The sequence below is a fragment of the Mesorhizobium sp. EU05-FHT14A09 genome, from assembly GCF_058790995.1.
On the sequence record NZ_JBYTDF010000005.1, the window covers coordinates 468,509 to 489,467 of the forward strand.

The following is a 20,959-nucleotide window of genomic DNA, read 5'->3' on the forward strand; positions in this document are numbered from 1 at the left end:
ACCGCGCTTGCGCTGCCAGAGCCCCTACGCAAGCAAAATCCAGGCCGTCTTCAGGTCCGAATATTTGTCGAAGGCGTGCAGCGACTTGTCCCGGCCGAAGCCGGACTGGCCAAAGCCACCGAGCGGGACAGTCATGTCAGCACCGCCATAGGTATTGACATGCACCACGCCGGCGCGGATCGCCCGCACCATGCGATGCGCCCGGGAAAGATTGGCGGTCCACACCGCGGAGGCGAGCCCATAGACGGTACCGTTGGCGAGCCGCACGGCTTCCGCTTCGTCCTCGAAGCGTTGCACGGCCAGCACCGGGCCGAACACCTCCTCGCGCGCCACGGTCATGCCGGGAGCGACACCACCGAAGATGGTCGGCTCCATATAATAGCCACCAGTCTCTTCGCGGATTCGGCGGCCACCGGAAACCAGTTGCGCGCCTTCGTCCAGCGCCGTCGCCACATGGCCGAGATCCTTCTTGAGCTGCTCCATGCTGCTCACCGCGCCGATGTCCGACTTGATGTCGAGCGGGTCGCCGACCTTCATCTTGACGGTTGCAGCCACCAGCTTTTCCACGAAGGCGTCGTAGATCGAGGACTGCACCAGCAGCCGCGAGCCGGCCACGCAGACCTGACCTGCATTGCGGAAGATGCCATGGGCAGACACCTTGGCGGCGACATCGAGATCGGGCGCGTCGGCGAAGACGACATTGGGTGACTTGCCGCCAAGCTCGAGATGGACCCGCTTGAGATTGGAACGCGCCGAATAGTCGAGCAGACGCCGTCCGACCCCGCCCGAACCGGTGAAGACAATGGCATCGACATCCATATGCAGGCCGAGCGCTTCTCCGGTCACGCTGCCGCGTCCCGTGACGACATTGAAGACACCCTCCGGCAAGCCGGCTTCAGCTGCCAGTTCACCAAGGCGCAGCAGTGTGAGGGACGCAACCTCTGCAGGCTTCAACACCACGCTGTTGCCGGCAGCCAGGGCCGGCGCCACTTTCCAGGCGCCGATCATCATCGGGAAATTCCACGGCACGATGGCGGCGACAACGCCCAGCGGTTCGCGATGGATCAGCCCCAGCACATCCGGCGCCGTCGGCGCGATCTCGCCGTAAACCTTGTCGATGGCCTCGGCGTAATAGCGGAAGGTTCCCGCCGCCGACAGAGGTTCGGCCTTGTAGGCCATGCCGATTTCGGTGCCATTGTCGCGCACACCGAGAACGGCCAGTTCGAACGCGTGTTTTTCGATCAGGTCGGCCAGCTTCAGCAGCACCTTCTTGCGCGCGGCGGGTGCCGCACGCGACCAGCTTCCCTTCTCGAAGGCAGCACGCGCCGCGGCCACCGCACGATCGACATCGGCCGCGCCGGCATCGGCGATCGAAGTCAGCGTCGTGCCGTCGATCGGCGAGATGACAGGGAGCGTTTCCCCGTCACGGCTGTCGGCGAAGGTGCCGTCGATGAAAAGCTTTTGCGCTGCGACAGGTCTCTGCCGCAGCGCGTCGATCGTGGCCTGGTCCATCAGGTCTTGTCTCCGAATTCTATGCTCTATGCGAATGTTGTCTTGGGAGGATGGAAGGGTTGGCCACCCCGAGCAATTCCAGAAAAATGCCCTGGCCAACCCTTCCGACGCTTCTATTCCTTTACCTCGTTGCCGAGCTGGGCAAAGGCTGCCGGATCCTTGCTCTTGAGGGCAAGAGCCAGAACCAGGCCAAGCACTGCCGCGATCAGCACCAGCGACGGCAGGAACCACGACAGTGTGCCTGAAGCCCCTGACAGGCTGCCGAAGTTCAGCACGATCTGAATGATGATGAAGGCAAGCACCAGGCCGGCGACCACCGGTGCAACCTTCGACTTCAGCACATTGCCCTCGAGCGACGGATTGCGGCTGAAGAAGGCAAGCACCGAGAAGGACGTCAGCGCCATCAGTGTGATGATGCCGAGCGTGCCGACATTGGTGAGCCACGAGAACAGCGCCAGCACCGGATCCTGGCCGGTGACGGCGAACAGCGCGATCACCAGGAAAGCGATGGCCGTCTGGATCAGCGAGCCGACATGCGGGCTCTTGAACACCGGATGGGTGACGCCAAGCGACTCAGGCAGGAGCTTTTCGCGGCCGGCGACGTAGAGGTAGCGCGCGACACCATTGTGGAATGCGACCACGCCGGCAAACAGGCTGGACACGAACAGGATGCTCATCAGCTGCGTGAGCGTGGAGCCGACATAGCGGTCCGACAGCGTGAACAGGAAGGTGGTCGGATCCTGAAGCGCCTGCAGCGAGGGCACCAGCTTGTCGACGCCCGTTGCATTTGCCATCAGCCAGGACGTGAACATGTAGAACACGCCGATGATCAGGATGGAGATGTAGGTGGCACGCGGCACGGTACGGTGCGGCTCACGCGCTTCTTCCGAATAGATCGTCGTCGCCTCGACACCGATGAAGGCCGCGAAGCAGAACAGCAGGCCGATCGCGGGCGCGCCGCTGAGGATCTGTGTCGGCGTGAATGGCGCCATGCTGAGGCCGGAATCGCCACCCTTGAACAGGATTGCCAGATCGACCACCAGCACCACGAGATATTCGAGCAGCACCAGGACGGTGAGGATCTTGGCCGACAAGTCGACACGGCGGTAGCCGAGCACGCCGACCAGGGCGACGCCGATGAAACACCACAGCCACCAGGGCAGGTTGATGCCCCAGCCGGCGAACAGGCCGGAGGTCGCGGCACCGAACATGCCGAAGACCCCGATCTGCATGGCGTTGTAGGAGAGAATGGCGATCAGCGCTGCAGCCCCACCCAGCGCACCGCCGAGGCCCTTGGCCGTATAGGCGTAGAATGCGCCGGCATTGGTGACATGACGCGCCATGGCGACATAGCCGACCGCGAAGATCAAAAGCACGGCGGTCACGAGCAGGAAAGTACCGGGAATGCCGGCACCGTTGCCCATCAGCATGGAGAGCGGCACGCCACCGGCGACCGCTGTCAGCGGTGCCGCGGCCGAAACCACCAGAAATGTCACGGCACCGACGCCAAGGCTGTTCTTTCTCAGCCGGTTGGTCTCACCGGATTCCACTACGGTTGTCATGAAGTCCTCCTCCTTCCCCCGCAAAGCGGGGCCCACAAGCCCGTCCCCGCGCAGCGGGGCCAAAAGTCCAGTGAAATGCCGAAGGGCCGAAAGGCCTGTTTTCATTTCATTATTTAAAACGACATTTCGAATATAGACTTGCAAAGATGCTCGGCACCTGTCAAGTTAATTCGCGCGTTAAGTATCTGGAGGAGAGACAAGCGCAATGAGCACGGTGGCCAAGGCCGTGTCCCTGCTGGAGGTGCTGGGACAGGGCGAGCCGGAGAGGACACTGGCGGATCTCGCCCGTTCGGTCGATTTCGACAAGGCGACGACCCGACGCCTGCTTCTGGCATTGATGGACCAGGGACTGGTCGAGCAGGACGGCGGCAGCCGTCTGTACAGGCTGGGCATAGGCGTGGCGCGCCTTGCACTGATGCGCGAGGCGCAATTTCCCTTTCTCAGGACCGCGACCCCGATCGCCGAGGCACTCGCTGCCCGCACCGACGAAACCGTGCATTTCTCCGAATATTCAAGCCGCGGCCTGATCTCCGTCCACGTCGTGGAGTCGAGCAAGGCCAACCGTGTCGCCGTGCCGATCGGCGAAAGCCTGCCGCTGCATGCCACGGCTTCGGGCATCGCCTTCATGGCCTTCGCCGACCATCGCGTCATGGATGCGGCTCTGGGCGGCAAGCTCGCGTCCTACACGCCGCACACCGTCACCAATCCAACGGCGATTAGGGAGCAGGTTCAGGCCGCCCGCGCCCGAGGCTATTCCGTCGGCGCGCAGGGTTATGAAGACGGCGTCTTCTCCGTCGCCGCCCCCATTCTGGGCGCGCGCGGCACCGCCGTCGGCGCGCTCGCCATCGCCGCGCCACGCGCCCGCATCGAGCCCGCCGACATGGAGACCCTGGGCAAGGCGGTTGTCGAGTCCGCTTTCCAGATCAGCGAGCGCCTGACCGGCCGCCGCGCCAGAGCAGCAAACGATTAAAACCTGAAGACGACCAGAGCGGAACGAATGACCAAAACGCATATCCCGAAGATTCTTCTGTGCGGCACCGGCGACACCAAGGCCGACGAGCTGCTTTACATGGCCGAACGCATTCGCGCTGCAGGTGGCATTCCGCTCATGTTCGACGTCAGCGTGCTCGGTGACCCGCCTTACCGGCCGGACTACGACAAGCATTCGGTGGCATCGGCAATCGGCACCACCATTGAAGCGATCGCACAATCCGGTGACGAGAACAGCGCCATGGAGCTGATGGCGCGTGGCGCTTCCCGTCTCGTCCACGACCTCGAAGCCGCCGGCAAGATCGACGCCTTCATCGCCATAGGCGGCACCATGGGCACCGATCTTGCGCTCGACATTGCACTCGCACTGCCGATCGGCGTGCCGAAATTCATCGTTTCCACCATCGCCTACTCCCATCTCGTTCCACCGGAGCGGATTGCACCGGACCTGATGATGATCCTGTGGGCTGGCGGCCTCTATGGACTCAACGATACCTGCAAGGCCGTGCTCTCCCAGGCTTCCGGTGCCGTTGTCGGCGCCGCGCTTACCACTGCAAAGCCGCGCCCGAACCTGCCGACCGTGGCGATCTCCTCGCTCGGCACGAGTTGTCTTTCCTACATGAAGATCTTGCGGCCGGAGCTCGAGAAGCGTGGCTACGAAGTGGTCATCTTCCACACCACCGGCATGGGTGGTCGTGCGCTTGAATCGCTCGCCGCCGACAATCGTTTCGTTGCAGTTATGGATTTCAGCCTGCAGGAAGTCGCCAATCACTTGAATGGCAGCGTCGTTTCTTCCGGTGTCGATCGGCTGGAAAATGCCGGCCGTGCCGGTATCCCGCAGATCGTGGCGCCGGGAGCCGTCGACATGGTCGATTTCCCGACCTGGAAGCCGGTCCCGCAAGGGCTGTCCGACAGGCCCTATCACGCCCACAATCGCCTGCTCGCCTCCGTCACCACTGGCAAGGATGGTCGCCGCCGCGTCGCCCGCGCGATTTCGGAAAAGCTCGCTCTGGCTTCCGGCCCTGTCGCATTCATCCTGCCGACAGGCGGCATCGAACAATGGGACCAGGAGGGCGAACCACTCTACGAACCGGAAGCGCTCGCTGTCTTCAATGACGAGATGCGCAAGGCGATCAAGGCTCCAGTCGAATTGCATGAGATCGAGGGACACATCAACAGCGACGAGTTCGCCGGGACGGCCTTGGCCATCTTCGACCGCTGGGCGGCAAAGGGGGTGATTGCTCCCGGCCAGGAGAAAGCCCGGGAGCAAACGGCGTGAGCGCGCCCAAGGCCCTGGTGCTGGATTTCGGTGGCGTCGTCACCAAGACCCTGTTCGAAACACATGAACTCACGGAGAAGGCCCTCGGCCTCAAACCGGGCACACTGGCCTGGCAAGGTCCGTTCGACCTTGCCTCGGACCCGCTCTGGCGTTCGATGCAGGCGGACGAAATCAGCGAACGCGACTATTGGAAAACCCGCACCCGCGAGGTCGGCCAGCTTGTCGGCGAGGATTGGGACGCAATGGAGACTTTCGTGCGCCGCGCCCGCGGCGCCGATCCCGAAGCGGTGGTGCGGCCGGAAGCCGATCGCGCCATCCGCAAGGCGCATGCGGCCGGCGTAAAGCTTGCAGTCCTTTCCAATGAACTCGACCTCTTCTACGGCGCCGATTTCCGCGGCCGCCTGCCGCTGCTTTCCCTGTTCGAGACGATCGTCGACGCCACCTATACGAAGATCCTGAAACCGGACCTTCGCGCGTATCAATCGGTTGCCGACGCACTCGACCTGCCGACCAGCGCCTGCGTGTTCGTCGACGACCAGAAACGCAACATCGACGGTGCAATCGCCGCCGGCATGCGGCCCGTTCATTTCGACGTGGCCAGCCCGGCGCGATCCTATGTCGAAGCGCTCGGCCATTTCGGCCTCACCCTTTAGGAATTTGGAGACTTCAGATGCGCGACACCAATTTTTTCGCAGAGAACAATGCCAAACCGATCTGGCATCCAATGGCGCATCCGGCCGAGATGCGCGCATCGCCGCCGCGCGTGATCATGAAAGGCGAAGGCGCCCATGTCACCGACATCGAAGGCCGCACCGTGCTTGATGCGGTCGGCGGCCTGTGGAACGTCAATCTCGGCTACAGCAGCGATCCGATCAAGCAGGCGATCGCCTCCCAACTCGACACCCTGCCCTATTATTCAGGCTTTCGCGGCACCTCGACCGGTCCATCGATCGAGCTCGCCTACGAGCTCTCGCAATGGTTCGCTCCGGAAGGCATGGTGCGCACCTTCTTCACGTCGGGCGGTTCTGATTCCGTCGAGACGGCGCTGCGCCTCGCACGCCAGTACTGGAAGATCCGCGGTCAGGCAGACCGCACCAAATTCCTGGCGCTGAAGAAAGGGTATCACGGCACGCATTTCGGCGGCGCCTCGGTCAATGGCAACGCCAATTTCCGCCGTAACTACGAACCGCTGCTGCCGGGCTGCTTCCACACGCCGGCGCCGTGGACTTATCGCAACCCGTATGATGAAACCGATCCGGTCAAGCTCGCCGGGCTCTGCGCACGCGCCATCGAGGAGGAGATTGCCTTCCAGGGCGCCGACACCATCGCGGCTTTCATCCTGGAACCGGTTCTGGGCGCGGGCGGCGTCATCGTGCCGCCGGAAACCTTCATGCCCCTGGTGCGCGAGATCTGCGACCGGCACGACATCCTGCTCATCGCCGACGAAGTGGTGACGGCGTTCGGCCGCACCGGCGCCTGGTCAGGCTCACGGCTGTGGAACGTGAAGCCGGATTTCATGACCATCGCCAAGGCCATCACCTGCGGCTACTTCCCGCTCGGCGCCACCCTGATCGGAGAGAAGGTGGCGGATGTGTTCGAAGCCGACAAGACCAGCTTCGGCGCCATCGGCCATGGCTACACCTATTCCGGACATCCCGTCGGTTGCGCTGCCGGGCTTGCCGCGCTCGCTGAAACCAAACGCCTCGGCGTCAACGAGAATGCCGCCGCGCGTGGCATTGAGCTTGGCAAGGCGCTGGAAGCCTTGAAAGCCAAGCACGCGCTGGTCGGCGACGTGCGCGGCAAGGGCCTGATGGCCGCGCTCGAACTGGTGTCCGATCGCAGCTCCAAGAAGGCGGCCGACAAGAAGACCATGGCCAAGGTGACCGATGCCGCCTACGATGCCGGCGTCATGCTGCGCGTCTCGGGCAACATGATCATCCTGTCGCCGCCGCTGATCATCACCACTGCCGACGTCGCCAGGATCGCCGAAGGTATCGATGCCGGCCTGACGGCCGCCAGCGCCTGAGCACGGACTGCCTCAACTGGCGGGAGGACCGAGCCGGTCCCTGCGCCATGCGGCGGGCGACAAGCCCGTCGCCTTGCGGAAGAAACGCGAAAAATAGGCCGGATCGTTGAAGCCCGTCTCGAAGGCGATGTCTTCGACGGATCGAATGGTGAAGGCCAGCAATCGCTTGGCTTCCACCAACCGCCTTTCGTTGACGGCTTGCCGCACGCCCAAGCCCAACACTTGCTGGGCGGCCTTGTCGAGCAGGTGCCGGGTCGTGCCCAGCCTCTCGACGTAACGTTCGACCGGCCATTCCTCCCGGAAATTCCGATCGATGAGGTGACGCAGCCGCGTGGCCAGGGCACCGGCAGCAGGCAATTCGATCGGTTGCGGCCCACTGCCCAGCCGCGCGATGCCGGAAAGCGCGACAGCGATCAGCGGCGGCAGGATTTTGTCCATGCCAGGCAGCGCATCGGCATATTCCGTCTGGATCGCCAGGATGCTGCTCTCCAATTTTTGCCATAGGACGTCGCCACTGCGTCCAGCAATGAAGACGGGGCGCTCGAGCGGTAACAGCGTGTTCGCCGCAATCGCGGCAAGCGCATCGTCGGCAACCGAGACCACGATCGCATCCGTGCCGGGTTCGATGACAAACCCATGCACCACGCCGCTCGGCACAAAACTCACCGCAGGCGACGAAAAATCCTCGGAAAACTGCTCGATCCGGTAGTTGCCGCGACCGCTCGTCCAGAAAGTGATCTGGCCCATCTGCGGATGCTTGTGCGGTTGCACGCGGCCACGATGAATACCTTCGCGTGCGAGCACGGTCTCGACATGAAAGAAACCCACGTCGAGCGCGCGCGTCGGTTCGCCATAGACGAAGAATTCCGGAATGAAAGCCTGGCTCATGGCACCCGAAAAAGTCCAAGCGGTTTTCGACTTTTGTCCATAAACCATCGCCACGCGGGGCGCTACTCTCCAGTCCATCAAGGGAGGATTACGATGCGAGCGGAAGATTTCCGGGCCGACAAGACGCGCCCGCTCACAGGCGCCGAATATCTGGCGAGCCTGCGCGACGGCCGCGAGGTCTATATCAACGGCGAGCGCATCGCCGACGTCACCACCCACCCAGCCATGCGCAATTCGGCGCGCTCGCTCGCCCGCCTCTATGACGCTCTGCACGACCCTAAGCAGCAGGCCGTCCTCACCTCGCCGACCGATACCGGCTCGGGCGGCTATACCCACAAATATTTCCGCGTCGCTCATTCGCCGGCCGATCTCGTCGCCCAGCAGGGTGCCATCGCCCACTGGGCGCGGATGACCTACGGCTGGATGGGGCGCACGGCCGACTACAAGGCGGCGCTGATGAACACGCTGGGCGCCAATGCCGACTGGTACGGTCCGTTCAAGGACAATGCGCGGGCCTGGCACAAACGTGCGCAAGAATCCGTCCTGTTCATGAACCACGCCATCGTCAATCCGCCGATCGACCGCCACAAGCCGGCCGAACAGGTGAAGGACGTTTTCGTCCACATCACCAAGGAGAATGATGCCGGCATCTGGGTGTCTGGCGCCAAGGTGGTGGCGACCTCATCGGCACTGACCCACTACAATTTCCTGGCGCAGAGTTCCGCCACGGTGACGGAGGATCCTTCGTTGTCGGTGATGTTCATCGTGCCGATGAATGCGCCGGGCGTGAAGATGTTCTGCCGCGTTTCCTATGAGCAGACCGCCAACACGGTCGGCCAACCCTTCGACTACCCGCTGTCGTCGCGCTTCGACGAGAACGACGCGATCCTGGTGCTCGACAACGTCTTCGTGCCCTGGGAAGACGTGCTGGTGCTGCGCGACGCGCAGAAGATCCTCTCCTTCCATCCCGCTTCCGGCTTCATGCACGGCTACTGTTTCCAGGGCTGCACGCGTTTTGCCGTGAAGCTCGACTTCCTCGCCGGCCTGCTCGCCAAGGCGCTGCGCGCCACCGGTGGCGATGCTTTCCGCGGCAACCAGGCGGCGCTCGGCGAGGTGATCGCGCTGCGCCACATGTTCTGGAGTTTCTCCAACGCGATGGCCTACAACCCGATCCCATGGGCCGGCGGCGCGGTGCTGCCGAACATGGAAAGTGCGCTGGCCTACCGCACCTTCATGTCCGAAGCCTATCCGCGCGTCATCGAGACGGTGCGCAAGGTTGTCGCATCAGGCCTGATCTACCTGCCCTCCTCCGTCAAGGACTTCGGCAATCCCGACATCGACCGCTATCTGGCGCAATATGTGCGAGGCTCCAACGACATGGGCCATATCGAGCGCATCAAGATCATGAAGCTGCTGTGGGACGCCACCGGCACCGAGTTCGGCGGACGCCACGCGCTTTATGAGCTCAACTATGCCGGCGCCCAGGAAGAAGTGCGGCTGCAGGTGCTGAAGGGCGCCGAGCGCGGCGGCAGGTTGAAGCAGATGGAGGAACTCGTCGACACCTGCATGGCCGACTATGACGAGAATGGCTGGACCGGCGACACCTGGCTGCCACCGCTAGGCAACGATCGAACATGAGGGCCAGCCCATGCAACCGCAGGTCTCAAGGTTAGAATTTCGTGACGCCATGGCGCGCGTCTGCGCGCCGGTCAACATCGTCACCACGGATGGACCAGCCGGTCGCGGCGGCTTTACCGCGACCGCCATGTGCAGTGTTTCCGACGATCCGCCGACCCTGCTCATCTGCATGAACGAGCGATCGGCGCAGACGGGAATGTTTCTCGGCAACCGGCGTTTTTGCGTCAATGTGCTGACGCAGGCCCATATGCATCTCGCCTCGAAATTCGCCGGCGCCATCCGCGACATGGCCGAACGCTACCAGGCAGCGAACTGGCAAACCATGCCGTCGGGCATGCCGGCGCTGCTTGATGCCATCGTTTCGTTCGACTGCGAAATCGGCGACGTCAACAAGGTCGGCACGCACAATGTGATGTTCGGCCGTGTCATCGACATTCGCCACGGCAGCGGCGAAGCAGCGTTGCTCTATGTCGACCGCAACTATTCGCAGCCGATGGCCCTCGGCAGTTTCGGTGGGTGAGGAGCAGGCCCGCACCGCCGTCGGCCACACGATCTGCACCGTTCGCCTGTCATCTCCGCGAGAAAGCGAAAGCTCAGCCCTCGCTGCTCTCCGACTGGATCAGGCTTTCCAGCATGTCGAGCAGCTGTTCGTACTGCTCGGCGCCATAACGCCCTTCGATGGCCTCATAGATGGCGATACGTTCCGGCGCCAGATCCTCGATCAGCGCGACGCCGCTTGGGGTGATGGCAAGCAGCGCGCGCCGGCCATCATCCTTCACCCGGTTACGGGTGATGAGTCGGCGTTCTTCCAGTGCCTTGATGATGCGTGTAAGGCTCGGCGGCAGGATCGACGCCCGGCCGGCAAGTTCGGTCGCTTCGAGTGGCCCGGTTTCAGCCAGCACGCGCAGGACGCGCCACTGCTGTTCGGTGATGTCATGCCTGGCCAGCATCGGTCGGAAGTGCGCCATGATCACTTCGCGGGCACGCAGAAGCGTCATCGGCAGGGAGCGTCGTGTGGAAGGCGGCAGCAAGGTGGTGTCTCCGCTCTGGTTCCGTCTGTCTCGCGAACCGGCACACGCAAGACGCGTAGTCGGCTTTTAGCGCTATATCCGCGATTTTGGCGGCACCGGCAATCCCGCCGCGAGCGGATGGCACAACCCATTCAACAGCGCTTGACTTTCATCAGTCAAGATGTAATTCACATGTTAATTACAAACAATAGACTTACTGGTGGAGGAACGCCGTGCCCCACATGGCGATCGAATATTCCGCGAACCTCGATGAAACGGTCGATATCCAGGGCCTGTGCACGCTGGTGGCAGACACCATCCTGGAAACCGGCCTGTTCGAGATCGGTGCCATCCGCGTTCGGGCATTCCGCACGGAAGCTTACGCGATCGCAGATCGGCTGCCGCAGAACAGCTTCATCGACATGAATTTCCGCATCGGCAAAGGCCGCAGCGCGGAGGAAAAGAAACGGACAGGCGAAGCCATCATTGCCGCCGTTTCGCAGCGGCTGGCGCCCCAGTTTGCCACGCCGCATTTCGCGCTGTCGCTCGAGATCCGCGAGATCGACGCCGAACTGAGCTGGAAGAAGAATGCGATCCACCCGCGGCTGCGCGGCAAGTAACGAGGACGAAAGCATGAGCGCACTGGACGACAATCTGCGCAAGGCAAGCGCCTATCTCGAACGCTTCAAGCGCGACGGCGTGCTCAATCACATCGCCGGCGAGGCCGTGCCTGCGGCCGACGGATCGACCTTCGAGACGATCTCGCCTGTCGACCTGAAACCGTTGGCCAAGGTGGCGCACGGCAAGGCTGCGGACATCGACCGTGCCGCAAAGGCCGCAAAGGCGGCCTTCCGCGACTGGGCGGCCATGCCGGGCGATGCGCGCAAGAAGTTGCTGCACAAGATCGCCGACGCCATCGTTGCACGTGCCGAAGAAATCGCCTTCGTCGAGTGCATGGACACCGGCCAGTCGCTGAAATTCATGGCCAAGGCTGCCTTGCGCGGCGCCGAGAATTTCCGTTTCTACGCCGACCGCGCGCCCCAGGCCCGTGACGGCCGCACCTTGCAGGACAGCGGCCAGATCAACATGACGACCCGCGTGCCGATCGGCCCTGTCGGTGTCATCACGCCCTGGAACACCCCCTTCATGCTGTCGACCTGGAAGATCGCTCCGGCGCTCGCCGCGGGCTGCACCATCGTCCACAAGCCGGCCGAATTCTCGCCGCTCAGCGCGCGCCTTCTGGTCGAGATCGCCGAAGAGGCCGGCCTGCCGAAGGGTGTGTGGAACCTGGTCAACGGCCTCGGCGAAGATGCCGGCAAATCGCTGACCGAACACCCCGACATCAAGGCCATCGGTTTCGTCGGCGAGAGCCGCACCGGCTCCATGATCATGAAACAGGGCGCCGACACGCTGAAGCGCGTGCATTTCGAGCTGGGTGGCAAGAACCCGGTGATCGTCTTCGCCGATGCGGATCTGGAACGCGCTGCGGACGCGGCGGTCTTCATGATCTATTCGCTGAATGGCGAGCGCTGCACGTCTTCGTCGCGCCTGCTGGTCGAAGCCTCGATCCACGACAAGTTCACGGCGCTGGTTGCCGAGAGAGCCAAGCGCATCAAGATCGGCCACCCGCTCGATCCAGAGACCGTTGTCGGTCCACTGATCCACCCGGTGCACGAGAAGAAGGTGCTCTCCTACATCGAAATCGCCAAGTCGGAGGGCGTCACCATCGCCGCCGGCGGCACCAAGTTCGACGGTCCCGGCGGCGGTTGCTATGTCACCCCGACGCTCTTCACCGGCGCCAACAATTCGATGCGCATCGCCCGCGAAGAGATCTTCGGCCCTGTGCTCACCGCCATCCCGTTCAAGGATGAAGCCGAAGCATTGGCGATCGCCAACGATACCGAATACGGCCTCACCGGCTATCTGTGGACGTCCGACGTGACCCGCGCCTTCCGCTTCACCGAGGCGCTCGAAGCCGGCATGATCTGGGTGAATTCGGAGAACGTACGCCATCTGCCGACACCGTTCGGTGGCGTGAAGAACTCCGGCATCGGGCGCGACGGCGGTGACTGGTCGTTCGACTTCTACATGGAAACCAAGAACATCGCTTTCGCGACCAAGCCGCACGCCATCCAGAAGCTTGGTGGCTGAAGCCGTCCAGCACGGCTTCGCCGTGCCGCGCAGCCAGGCCGCGCGGCGACACTTACGAGGAGGAATCTGATGCCTTTGCCGCAACCCAATCTCTATCCCGCTTTCAACATCGTGCGGCTGAGCCATGTCGAACTGGCGGTGACCGATCTTGCCCGTTCGCGTGCCTTTTATGTCGACACGCTCGGCCTGCAGGTGACCGACGAGAGCAAGGACGCCATCTACCTGCGAGCGCTGGAAGAGCGTGGCCACCACTGCATCGTCCTGCGCAAGGCCGACAAGGCGGAAGCGCGCGACCTCGGCTTCAAGCTGTACAGCGAGGAAGACCTCGACAAGGCCGAGCATTTCTTTAAGGCCAAGGGCCTGCCGGTGGAGTGGGTCGAGCGGCCTTACCAGTCCCGCACCTTCCGCACGCGCGACCCACATGGCATTCCGCTCGAATTCTATTCGAAGATGGATCGCCTGCCGCCCATCCATCAGAAATACGCCCTCTACAAGGGTGTGAAGCCGCTGCGCATCGACCACTTCAACTGCTATTCGCCAAATGTCGATGAATCGGTGGCCTTCTACAACGAGCTCGGCTTCCGCGTGACCGAATACACGGAAGACGCGGAGACCGGGAAGCTCTGGGCGGCCTGGACGCACCGCAAGGGCGGCGTGCACGACATTGCCTTCACCAACGGCCGCGGCCCGCGCCTGCACCATGTCGCCTTCTGGGTGCCGACACCGCTCAACATTATCGACCTGCTCGACCTGATGGCCACCACCGGCTACATCGGCAACATCGAACGCGGCCCCGGCCGGCACGGCATTTCGAACGCCTTCTTCCTCTACGTCCGCGACCCTGACAATCACCGCATCGAGATCTACTGCTCGGACTACCAGACGGTCGATCCCGATCTGGAACCGATCAAGTGGGACCTCAAGGATCCGCAGCGTCAGACGCTGTGGGGCGCGCCGGCGCCACGTTCCTGGTTCGAGGAAGGCAGTGTGTTCGCCGGCGTCGAGCCGCGTGATCCCGACCTCGCCGCTTCGCCCATCATCGCGCCCTGACCGGCATCGCCAACATCGACGTCTGGAAGGAACCGGGCATGAGCGCACGCATCGCAACATTCACCGCCGGCGGCAAGACGCGCTACGGCGCCATCACCGACAACGGTGCCGTCGATCTCTCGAGCCGCCATGGCGGCCAGTGGCCGACGCTGCGGGAAGTCATCGAAGCCGGCGCCTTGCGCCGCCTTGCGGAGGAAGCAGCCGGCCTGCCGGCTGACTTCGCCCTGTCCGACATCACCTACGAGATCCCGGTGCCGATGCCGGAGAAGCTCATCTGTGTCGGCGTCAACTTCCCGGATCGCAACGAAGAGTACAAGGACGGCCAGGCCGCGCCATCGAACCCTTCGCTGTTCATCCGCTTTCCGCGTTCCTTCGTCGGCCACGGCGAAAATCTGGTGCGCCCGCCGGAATCGCCGCAGCTCGACTATGAAGGCGAGATCGTCATCGTCATCGGCAAAGGCGGCCGCCGTATTCCGGAAGCCACCGCGCTCGACCATATCGCGGCCCTTTCGCTCTGCAACGAAGGCACGATCCGCGACTGGGTCCGGCACGCCAAGTTCAACGTCACCCAGGGCAAGAACTTCGACCGTACCGGCTCGATCGGCCCCTGGCTGGTACCTTTCACCGACGAGGCGCAGATCGCCGATATCAAGCTGGAGACCCGCGTCAACGGCGAGGTCCGCCAAAGCGATCGCACCAGCCGCATGATCTTCTCCTTCCGCAAGATCATCGCTTATATTTCGACCTTCACGACGCTGGTGCCGGGCGATGTCATCGTCACCGGCACGCCGACCGGCGCCGGCGCCCGCTTCGACCCGCCGATCTGGCTGAAGCCGGGTGATGTGATCGAAGTCGAGGCCGATGGCATCGGCATCCTGCGCAATGGAGTTGTTGACGAGTGAGCGCGACGACCATGACGCCAGCCGAAATCGAAGATGCCGCCGCGCGCCTGTTCGAGGCCGAACGTGCACGCCGCCAGATCCGTCTGCTCAGCCTGGATTTCCCCGACGCGACAATGGACGATGCCTACAAGGTGCAGGCAGCGCTGGTGAAGAAAAAGACCGAAGCCGGAGCGGTGATCAAGGGCTGGAAGATCGGCTTGACGTCCAAGGCGATGCAATCGGCGCTCAACATCAACATCCCGGATTCCGGCATCCTGTTCGACGACATGTTCTTTGCCGATGGCGGAACGGTACCGGCCGATCGCTTCATCCAGCCGCGCATCGAAGCCGAGATCGCCTTCATCATGAAGGCGCCGCTACGCGGCCCGAACGTCACCATCTTCGATGTTCTGAACGCCACTGACTACATCACGCCGGCGCTCGAAATCCTCGACACGCGCATCGAGCGCACCAACAAGGAAGCCGGCAAGGCCCGCACCTTCTTCGACACCATATCCGACAATGCCGCCAATGCCGGCATCGTGCTCGGCGGTCGGCCGATCCGCCCACTCGATGCCGACATGCGCTGGATCGGCGCTATCGTCTCGCGCAACGCCGAGGTCGAGGAAACCGGCCTTGGCGCCGGGGTCCTGAACCACCCGGCCATGGGCATCGTCTGGCTGGTCAACCGGCTGCACACCTACGGCATGGGCATCGCAGCAGGAGAGGTCGTTCTGTCCGGTTCCTTCGTGCGTCCCGTCGAGGCACGCCACGGCGATACCATTGCCGCCGATTTCGGCCCCTACGGAACGATCAGCGTTTATTTCGAATAGGCGCGTCGAATGGGCGGCATGGCCTCGACCGGTCATGCCACCTGAAAATCATGCCGCCAGTTGCTGCAGATAGCGATCGGCTTCTTCCGGCACGGCGAACCATGGAAACAGATCCGGCGGATTGTTGAAGCCGTTGGCTATCCTCTTGGCAAGCGCCGGATAGGCCTGCGCTGATCCCATGATGTTAAGCACATGCGGCGGCGGTGGCGTGAGCAGCGCATTCGTCCATCCGACGACGAATTGCGCATACTGCCAGTAGCGGTCGAAGGTCGCCTGCATGAACGCGGTATCAAACGGGCGGTCGCCATGCGCCAGGATGGCGTCCATGTAGACCCTGGCCGCCTTCGAGGCGTTGTTCGAGCCTTGCCCGGTGATCGGGTCGTTGAGGCAGACGGCATCCGCCAGCCCCAGCACCAGCCGCCCGGAAGGCAGGCGTCCGACCGGCTTGCGCACCGTGGGCGGGAATGCGCCCGACAGGATACCGTTGGCATCGGTCAGCTCGACGTTGCGGCAGCGATCCGCTTCCCAGGGCAGGAATGTGTCGAGTATCCATTTCGAACGCGCCAGATGTTCCTGCGGCGAGCTTACATCCTTCCAGCAATCCATCGGTCCTCCCGGCAGGCCTTCCAGCACCATGATCTCGCAGGCGCCGGAATTGGTCAGTGCAGGAAAGACGAAATATTCGCCGACACCCGGGATCAGGTTGAAACAGACCGCCGAATGCTCCGGCCGCGGCGTCATGCCATGGACATAGGTCAGCGCCAGTGCGCGCTGCGGCTTGTCGAACGGGGATTTCTCCGCGTCGCGTTCGAACAGCTTGGCGATATCGCCCTTGCCGGCCGCCACGATGGTCAGGTCCGACGATGCGGCATAGGTCTCGAGATCGGCAATACCGGCTTCTTTGATCTCCAGCGTGCCGCCGCGCCGTTCGAACTCGCTCATCCAGACCGGGATCTTCACCCGCTGGTCGACACTTTGCGCCGGCTTGTCGAGCTTGCCGTTCCAGTCGATCGCCTTGGCGCCGGGTTGATCCGGCGACGGCACGACAAAGTTGATGGAATCGACTGTCGGGCACTCTTTTTCCCAGAAATTGAGTCCGATCTCGCGCTCGTTCTGCAAAGCGGTGTCGAACATGCACTGGCTGGACAGCACCTTGCCGGTGCGCATGTCTTCCGCCGTCCGGTTCTGGACGACCTTGACCTCGTAACCGCCGTGCTGAAGCAGGCCGCAGGCAAGCTGCAGGCCCGCCTGCCCTCCCCCCAAAATCGTGACGCGTTTGCTCATCGCTGTTCCCTTCCCCTGTTTGTTGTTGCGGCGCTTGCCGGACTATTCCATCAGCAGCGGAATGGCCGGATCGATGCGCTCCGGGCCCATCGCCGTGTAGCCGCCGTCGACGCGGATATCGGTGCCTGTGATGAAGCTCGCCGCGTCGGAAAGCAGGAATGCCACCGCCTCCGCCACCTCGGCTGGATCGCCGGTGCGCCTCAGCAGATGGAAGGGAGCCGCCACGCCATCGGTCTTCGGTCGATTATCGTTGGACAGCTGGCGCATGATGTTGCTCCAGGTCCAGCCTGGCGACACCGCATTGACCCTGATGCCGTCGGCAGCAAGATCCAGCGCCTGGTTGCGGGTCAATTGCAGGATCGCGGCCTTGGAAACCGGATAGGCCCAGCGCCCGACCTGGGCGACACGCGCCGAGATCGAGCCGAAATTGACGATCGCCCCCTTGGTCTTTGCCAGATGAGAACGCGCCTCCTGCATCAGCACCACGGATCCGATCACATTGACGTCGAACGCCTTCAGCCATTCGGCGCGCGTGGTTTCAGCGCCATTGTCGAGATAGGTGGCAGCGACATTGACCAGGAAATCGAGCCGGCCATGACGTTTCACGGTCGTTTCAACCAGTGCCTTGATGTCCTCGTCGCTGGTGATGTCGGTGCGGATGAAGCTTGCCTTGCTGCCAATCCGGCCGGCCACCGCCTCGCCATCGGCTTCGTTGATATCGGCAATGACGACGTTGACGCCATAGCCGGCAAGAACAGCCGCACAGCCTTCACCGATCAGGGTGGCGCCACCTGAAATGATCGCCGTTTTTCCGTCCAAACCCTTCATCGATTTCCTCCCGATTCGTTTCGATCCATCAGCTCAAGCAGCCGACCGGACAGGCCCTACCGCCGAGAACCCACCTTCGACATAAACAAGCGATTGGCCGTCCCCGAGCACTGTCTCCACCACGTGGCCGATCAGGATCACGTGGGTGGTGTGCTCGACGACCTGCGCCAGACGGCATTCGAACGAAGCAAGCGCACCACGCACGACCGGCACGCCGGTTACTCCCGAATGCCAATCGCCGATGCCGAAGCGCTCGCCTGCGGCGAGGTCGGTCTGGCCGGCGAAGGTACGCGCCACGTTTTCCTGCAGATGCGACAGCACATTGACGGCGAAGACGCCAGAATCAGGCACGAACTGCGCCACCCACGTCTTGCGGTTGACGCAGGCGACCAGCGATGGCGGCTCGGCCGACAGCGAGCAGACCGCCGTAGCCGTCAGGCCGCGCCGCTCGCCGTCGCTTCCTGTCGTGGTGATCACGGAAACGGCCCCTGCGACCTTGCGCATGCCGGTGATGAATGGCGCGGACGTCATGATCTCCTCCAGATAGTCCCGTCCGACGCGTCATCCCGAAGTATGCCGGGACTCGCGTTTCTTTTAGACTTCAACTAGATTGAGACTGAGGTAGAAGCGCTGTGGCCGCAATCCAATACGCGCAAAGACTATCCAGAATGCGCGGCCGCATGATGCGAATGGGAAGGCGGCCGCCATGGACGCAGCCAATCTGAGTTCGCCATTGGCCCGGCATGCGCTGGTGGACACGTTTTCGCCCGAGGAAGCGCGCCAGGAGATCGGCCGAATCTTCTGCCCGCATTTCCTGTCGCCGCGCCAGGCCAATGCTTCCGGCTTTCACGCTGTGCATCGCGCCTCGCGCCAGCGCGGCTATTCGCTGAATTTCGTCGGCTACGGCTCGGAAGTCGAGATCGACCCCGGCGAACTGTCTTCCTTCTTCCTGCTGCAGATTCCGCTCGCCGGATCGGCCGAAGTGCGTTGCGGCACCACAGCGGCGCTGGCAAAGCCCGGCCATGTGGCATCGCTGTTGTCACCGACCTTGCCGACCCGCATGCGCTGGTCCGACGGCTGTGCCAAGCTGATCGTCCTGATCGAACGCGAGGTCATGCAGCGACAGTGTGCGGAGCTCGCGGACCGCGCCATCGACAGGGTCGAATTCGAGACAGCTGTCGATCTGTCGAGCCTGGCAGGACGGTTGGCGCTCAATCACGTCAACCTGATGCTGGAGAGCGTCGAGACCGGCAATGCCGCATTCGGCAGCTATCTGGCCAGGCTTGGTGAAAGCCTGTCTTCCCTGCTGCTTTCCTCGCTTGCCCATTCGCAACGTGCGGCGCTCGATACGCCGGCGCCTGCGGTGGGATCATCGACCGTCGACCAAGCCCAGGAGTGGATCCAGGCCAACATCGAACGCGACTTCAGCGTTGGCGACATCGCAATGGCTGTCGACGTCAGTCTGCGTTCGTTGCAGGAGACCGTACGCCGTCTCAATGGAACGACACTGCTGCAGATGGTCGAAAGCTTGCGCCTGGACCACTTCCATGCGCTGCTCCGCGACCCTAAAAACGGGCAATCCGTGACCGAATTGGCCGGTCTCGCCGGCCTTGGCCATCTCGGCCGTGCGGCGGCCGCTTATCGCCGCAGATATGGTGAGACGCCGTCGCAGACACTGCGCCGCAGACGCTGATCTAAAACAGCGCAGATTTGTGACCCGCACGGTCAAGACGAGATGCCGAAGGGCTTCTGCACATCATCTTGGAACCTATTAAGCTTCTATTCGCCAAGCTTCACATCTTCTTCCAAACAACGGCGTTGCCAATCATTTGGTTAGAAGTTGCTGATACGACGCTGCCCATACGTAAGCCGCGTTTCGAATTGGAAGCTTAGACGTGTATCAGATTGGCCGAGGCGACAAGCATGCCTGAGATCAGACCGGTAACGGCCCAGGATCTGCCGGCTGTCGCCGCGCTGTTTCAGCGGCTGCTGCGCAGCAATGGCGTGAGCCCGCATGTGCTCGCCGACTATCTGAAGACATTGTTCCTCGAAGGCCCGAATTACGATCCGGAACTGGCCTCCAAGGTCCACGTGCGCGACGATGGCACCGTGAGCGGTTTCTTCGGCATCTTCCCGCTGCCGATGGAGCATGAGGGCAAGACGTTGCGAGCCGCGGTCTGCGGCACCTTCATGGTCGATGCCCGCGAAGACGATCCTTTTGCCGGCGCTCGCTTGCTGCGGGATGTGCTTTCCGGGCCGCAGGATCTCTCCTTCACCGAAACGTCGAACGACCTCTCGACGGCGCTGTGGCAGAAGGTGAACGGGCATATCCTGCCGGACTACAGTCTTGAATGGCTGCGCATCCTGCGCCCGGTTTCCTTCGTCGCAGACGGCATTGCCAAGCGGGTGCCGGGGGCAAGGCTTGTCACGCCTCTGCTTCGCCCCCTGGATGCCCTGGTGCAGCGCACCAAATCGGACTGGTACGGTTACGTGCCGGAACTGAGCCGCGCCGATGCATTCACCGACGAAGACATCAGCGAGGATGAGGCCGCCGAAATCATCCCGACGTTCCTGCGCCAGTTCGCGCTGCGACCACGGTGGGATGCCGCGCGCCTGCGTTACATGCTCGCCGAGGCTCGCCATAAGGCCATCCATGGCGAACGGGTGTTGCGCGTTGTTCGCGCGCGCTCAAACGGTGCACCGATTGGACTGTTTCTCTTTTACGGCGACAGGGGGCGTCTTGGCCGGGTCGTCCAGGTCCTGTCATTGCCTGGCCGCGAGGGGCTGGTGATCGACCGGATGATGCGCCATGCCGACTCCCGCAACATGCCGGCGTTGCGCGGGCGTACGCAACCCGGGCTTCTCCCTGCCATGATGGGACGAAAGATCGCCTTCGTGCACGCCGCATCCACCATCGTTCATTCCCGCGATCCGAAGCTGATCGAGGCTTTCACGGGTGGAAAGGCCTTCGTCAACGGCCTCGCCGGCGAAGGCTGGACGCGCCTGATCGGCGACCGTTTCGCATGA

The 20,959-nt window shown here is 62.9% G+C and carries 20 protein-coding genes; 13 read left to right on the forward strand and 7 right to left on the reverse strand.

The window, feature by feature from the left end; translation table 11 throughout:
- Positions 1 to 24: 24 nt before the first annotated feature.
- Positions 25 to 1,512 carry an aldehyde dehydrogenase gene (locus AC3WTO_RS20275; protein WP_492462692.1) on the reverse strand — a complete coding sequence of 496 codons (1,488 nt, stop codon included), beginning with the start codon at positions 1,510 to 1,512 and terminating at the stop codon, positions 25 to 27.
- A 113-nt stretch (positions 1,513 to 1,625) separates the two neighbouring features.
- Positions 1,626 to 3,074, reverse strand: coding sequence for an APC family permease (locus tag AC3WTO_RS20280; protein ID WP_492462693.1), 1,449 nt, complete (start codon positions 3,072 to 3,074; stop codon positions 1,626 to 1,628).
- 205 nt (positions 3,075 to 3,279) lie between these two features.
- Between AC3WTO_RS20280 and AC3WTO_RS20285 the strand changes: the two genes are divergently transcribed.
- The 4 genes from AC3WTO_RS20285 to AC3WTO_RS20300 are packed head-to-tail and all read left to right on the forward strand — an operon-like array spanning position 3,280 to position 7,369.
- Positions 3,280 to 4,044 (forward strand): IclR family transcriptional regulator, encoded by a 765-nt coding sequence (locus AC3WTO_RS20285; RefSeq protein ID WP_492462694.1) that lies wholly within the window; start codon positions 3,280 to 3,282, stop codon positions 4,042 to 4,044.
- A gap of 27 nt (positions 4,045 to 4,071) precedes the next feature.
- Positions 4,072 to 5,343: a Tm-1-like ATP-binding domain-containing protein gene (locus AC3WTO_RS20290; protein WP_492462695.1), complete on the forward strand. Its 1,272-nt coding sequence runs from the start codon at positions 4,072 to 4,074 to the stop codon at positions 5,341 to 5,343.
- On the forward strand, positions 5,340 to 5,996 hold the full coding sequence (locus AC3WTO_RS20295) for an HAD family hydrolase (RefSeq protein WP_492462696.1): 657 nt from the start codon (positions 5,340 to 5,342) through the stop codon (positions 5,994 to 5,996). The genes AC3WTO_RS20290 and AC3WTO_RS20295 overlap by 4 nt, the downstream gene beginning before the upstream one ends.
- Before the next feature lie 17 nt (positions 5,997 to 6,013).
- A complete protein-coding gene (locus AC3WTO_RS20300; protein WP_492462697.1) occupies positions 6,014 to 7,369 on the forward strand; it encodes an aminotransferase class III-fold pyridoxal phosphate-dependent enzyme in 1,356 nt (451 codons plus the stop codon).
- 12 nt (positions 7,370 to 7,381) lie between these two features.
- On the opposite strand, the gene AC3WTO_RS20305 is transcribed toward AC3WTO_RS20300, so the two are convergent.
- Positions 7,382 to 8,257 carry a helix-turn-helix domain-containing protein gene (locus tag AC3WTO_RS20305; protein ID WP_492462698.1) on the reverse strand — a complete coding sequence of 292 codons (876 nt, stop codon included), beginning with the start codon at positions 8,255 to 8,257 and terminating at the stop codon, positions 7,382 to 7,384.
- A gap of 93 nt (positions 8,258 to 8,350) precedes the next feature.
- Between AC3WTO_RS20305 and AC3WTO_RS20310 the strand changes: the two genes are divergently transcribed.
- Together AC3WTO_RS20310 and AC3WTO_RS20315 are read left to right on the forward strand one after the other, a co-directional pair.
- Positions 8,351 to 9,895 (forward strand): 4-hydroxyphenylacetate 3-hydroxylase N-terminal domain-containing protein, encoded by a 1,545-nt coding sequence (locus tag AC3WTO_RS20310; protein WP_492462699.1) that lies wholly within the window; start codon positions 8,351 to 8,353, stop codon positions 9,893 to 9,895.
- A gap of 10 nt (positions 9,896 to 9,905) precedes the next feature.
- Positions 9,906 to 10,415, forward strand: coding sequence for a flavin reductase (locus AC3WTO_RS20315; protein WP_492462700.1), 510 nt, complete (start codon positions 9,906 to 9,908; stop codon positions 10,413 to 10,415).
- Positions 10,416 to 10,488: 73 nt separating this feature from the next.
- Here the strand turns inward: AC3WTO_RS20315 and hpaR are convergent, their stop codons facing one another.
- Positions 10,489 to 10,893 (reverse strand): homoprotocatechuate degradation operon regulator HpaR, encoded by a 405-nt coding sequence (gene hpaR, locus AC3WTO_RS20320; RefSeq protein ID WP_162839659.1) that lies wholly within the window; start codon positions 10,891 to 10,893, stop codon positions 10,489 to 10,491.
- 245 nt (positions 10,894 to 11,138) lie between these two features.
- Here hpaR and AC3WTO_RS20325 point away from each other — a divergent pair, with 245 nt between their 5' ends.
- The 5 genes from AC3WTO_RS20325 to hpaH all read left to right on the forward strand — a co-directional run bounded on the left by AC3WTO_RS20325 (position 11,139) and on the right by hpaH (position 15,820).
- A complete protein-coding gene (locus AC3WTO_RS20325) occupies positions 11,139 to 11,525 on the forward strand; it encodes a 5-carboxymethyl-2-hydroxymuconate Delta-isomerase (protein WP_492462701.1) in 387 nt (128 codons plus the stop codon).
- 13 nt (positions 11,526 to 11,538) lie between these two features.
- Positions 11,539 to 13,056 carry a 5-carboxymethyl-2-hydroxymuconate semialdehyde dehydrogenase gene (gene hpaE / locus AC3WTO_RS20330; RefSeq protein WP_492462702.1) on the forward strand — a complete coding sequence of 506 codons (1,518 nt, stop codon included), beginning with the start codon at positions 11,539 to 11,541 and terminating at the stop codon, positions 13,054 to 13,056.
- Between the two features lie 69 nt (positions 13,057 to 13,125).
- The gene (gene hpaD, locus AC3WTO_RS20335; RefSeq protein WP_492462703.1) at positions 13,126 to 14,106 is read left to right on the forward strand and encodes a 3,4-dihydroxyphenylacetate 2,3-dioxygenase; all 981 of its coding nucleotides are present in this window, start codon (positions 13,126 to 13,128) and stop codon (positions 14,104 to 14,106) included.
- Between the two features lie 38 nt (positions 14,107 to 14,144).
- The gene (locus tag AC3WTO_RS20340; protein WP_492462704.1) at positions 14,145 to 15,008 is read left to right on the forward strand and encodes a fumarylacetoacetate hydrolase family protein; all 864 of its coding nucleotides are present in this window, start codon (positions 14,145 to 14,147) and stop codon (positions 15,006 to 15,008) included.
- Positions 15,009 to 15,019: 11 nt separating this feature from the next.
- Complete coding sequence (gene hpaH / locus AC3WTO_RS20345; RefSeq protein ID WP_492462774.1) at positions 15,020 to 15,820, forward strand: 2-oxo-hept-4-ene-1,7-dioate hydratase; 801 nt, start codon at positions 15,020 to 15,022, stop codon at positions 15,818 to 15,820.
- Between the two features lie 48 nt (positions 15,821 to 15,868).
- Here the strand turns inward: hpaH and AC3WTO_RS20350 are convergent, their stop codons facing one another.
- The 3 genes from AC3WTO_RS20350 to AC3WTO_RS20360 are packed head-to-tail and all read right to left on the reverse strand — an operon-like array spanning position 15,869 to position 18,463.
- Positions 15,869 to 17,104, reverse strand: coding sequence for a styrene monooxygenase/indole monooxygenase family protein (locus AC3WTO_RS20350; RefSeq protein ID WP_492462705.1), 1,236 nt, complete (start codon positions 17,102 to 17,104; stop codon positions 15,869 to 15,871).
- A 42-nt stretch (positions 17,105 to 17,146) separates the two neighbouring features.
- Entirely contained in the window at positions 17,147 to 17,932 is a 786-nt protein-coding gene (locus AC3WTO_RS20355; RefSeq protein ID WP_492462706.1) for an SDR family oxidoreductase, read from the reverse strand.
- 33 nt (positions 17,933 to 17,965) lie between these two features.
- Complete coding sequence (locus AC3WTO_RS20360) at positions 17,966 to 18,463, reverse strand: flavin reductase family protein (RefSeq protein ID WP_492462707.1); 498 nt, start codon at positions 18,461 to 18,463, stop codon at positions 17,966 to 17,968.
- A gap of 175 nt (positions 18,464 to 18,638) precedes the next feature.
- Between AC3WTO_RS20360 and AC3WTO_RS20365 the strand changes: the two genes are divergently transcribed.
- On the forward strand, positions 18,639 to 19,625 hold the full coding sequence (locus tag AC3WTO_RS20365; protein ID WP_492462708.1) for a cupin domain-containing protein: 987 nt from the start codon (positions 18,639 to 18,641) through the stop codon (positions 19,623 to 19,625).
- A 230-nt stretch (positions 19,626 to 19,855) separates the two neighbouring features.
- Positions 19,856 to 20,959: a hypothetical protein gene (locus AC3WTO_RS20370; RefSeq protein ID WP_492462709.1), complete on the forward strand. Its 1,104-nt coding sequence runs from the start codon at positions 19,856 to 19,858 to the stop codon at positions 20,957 to 20,959.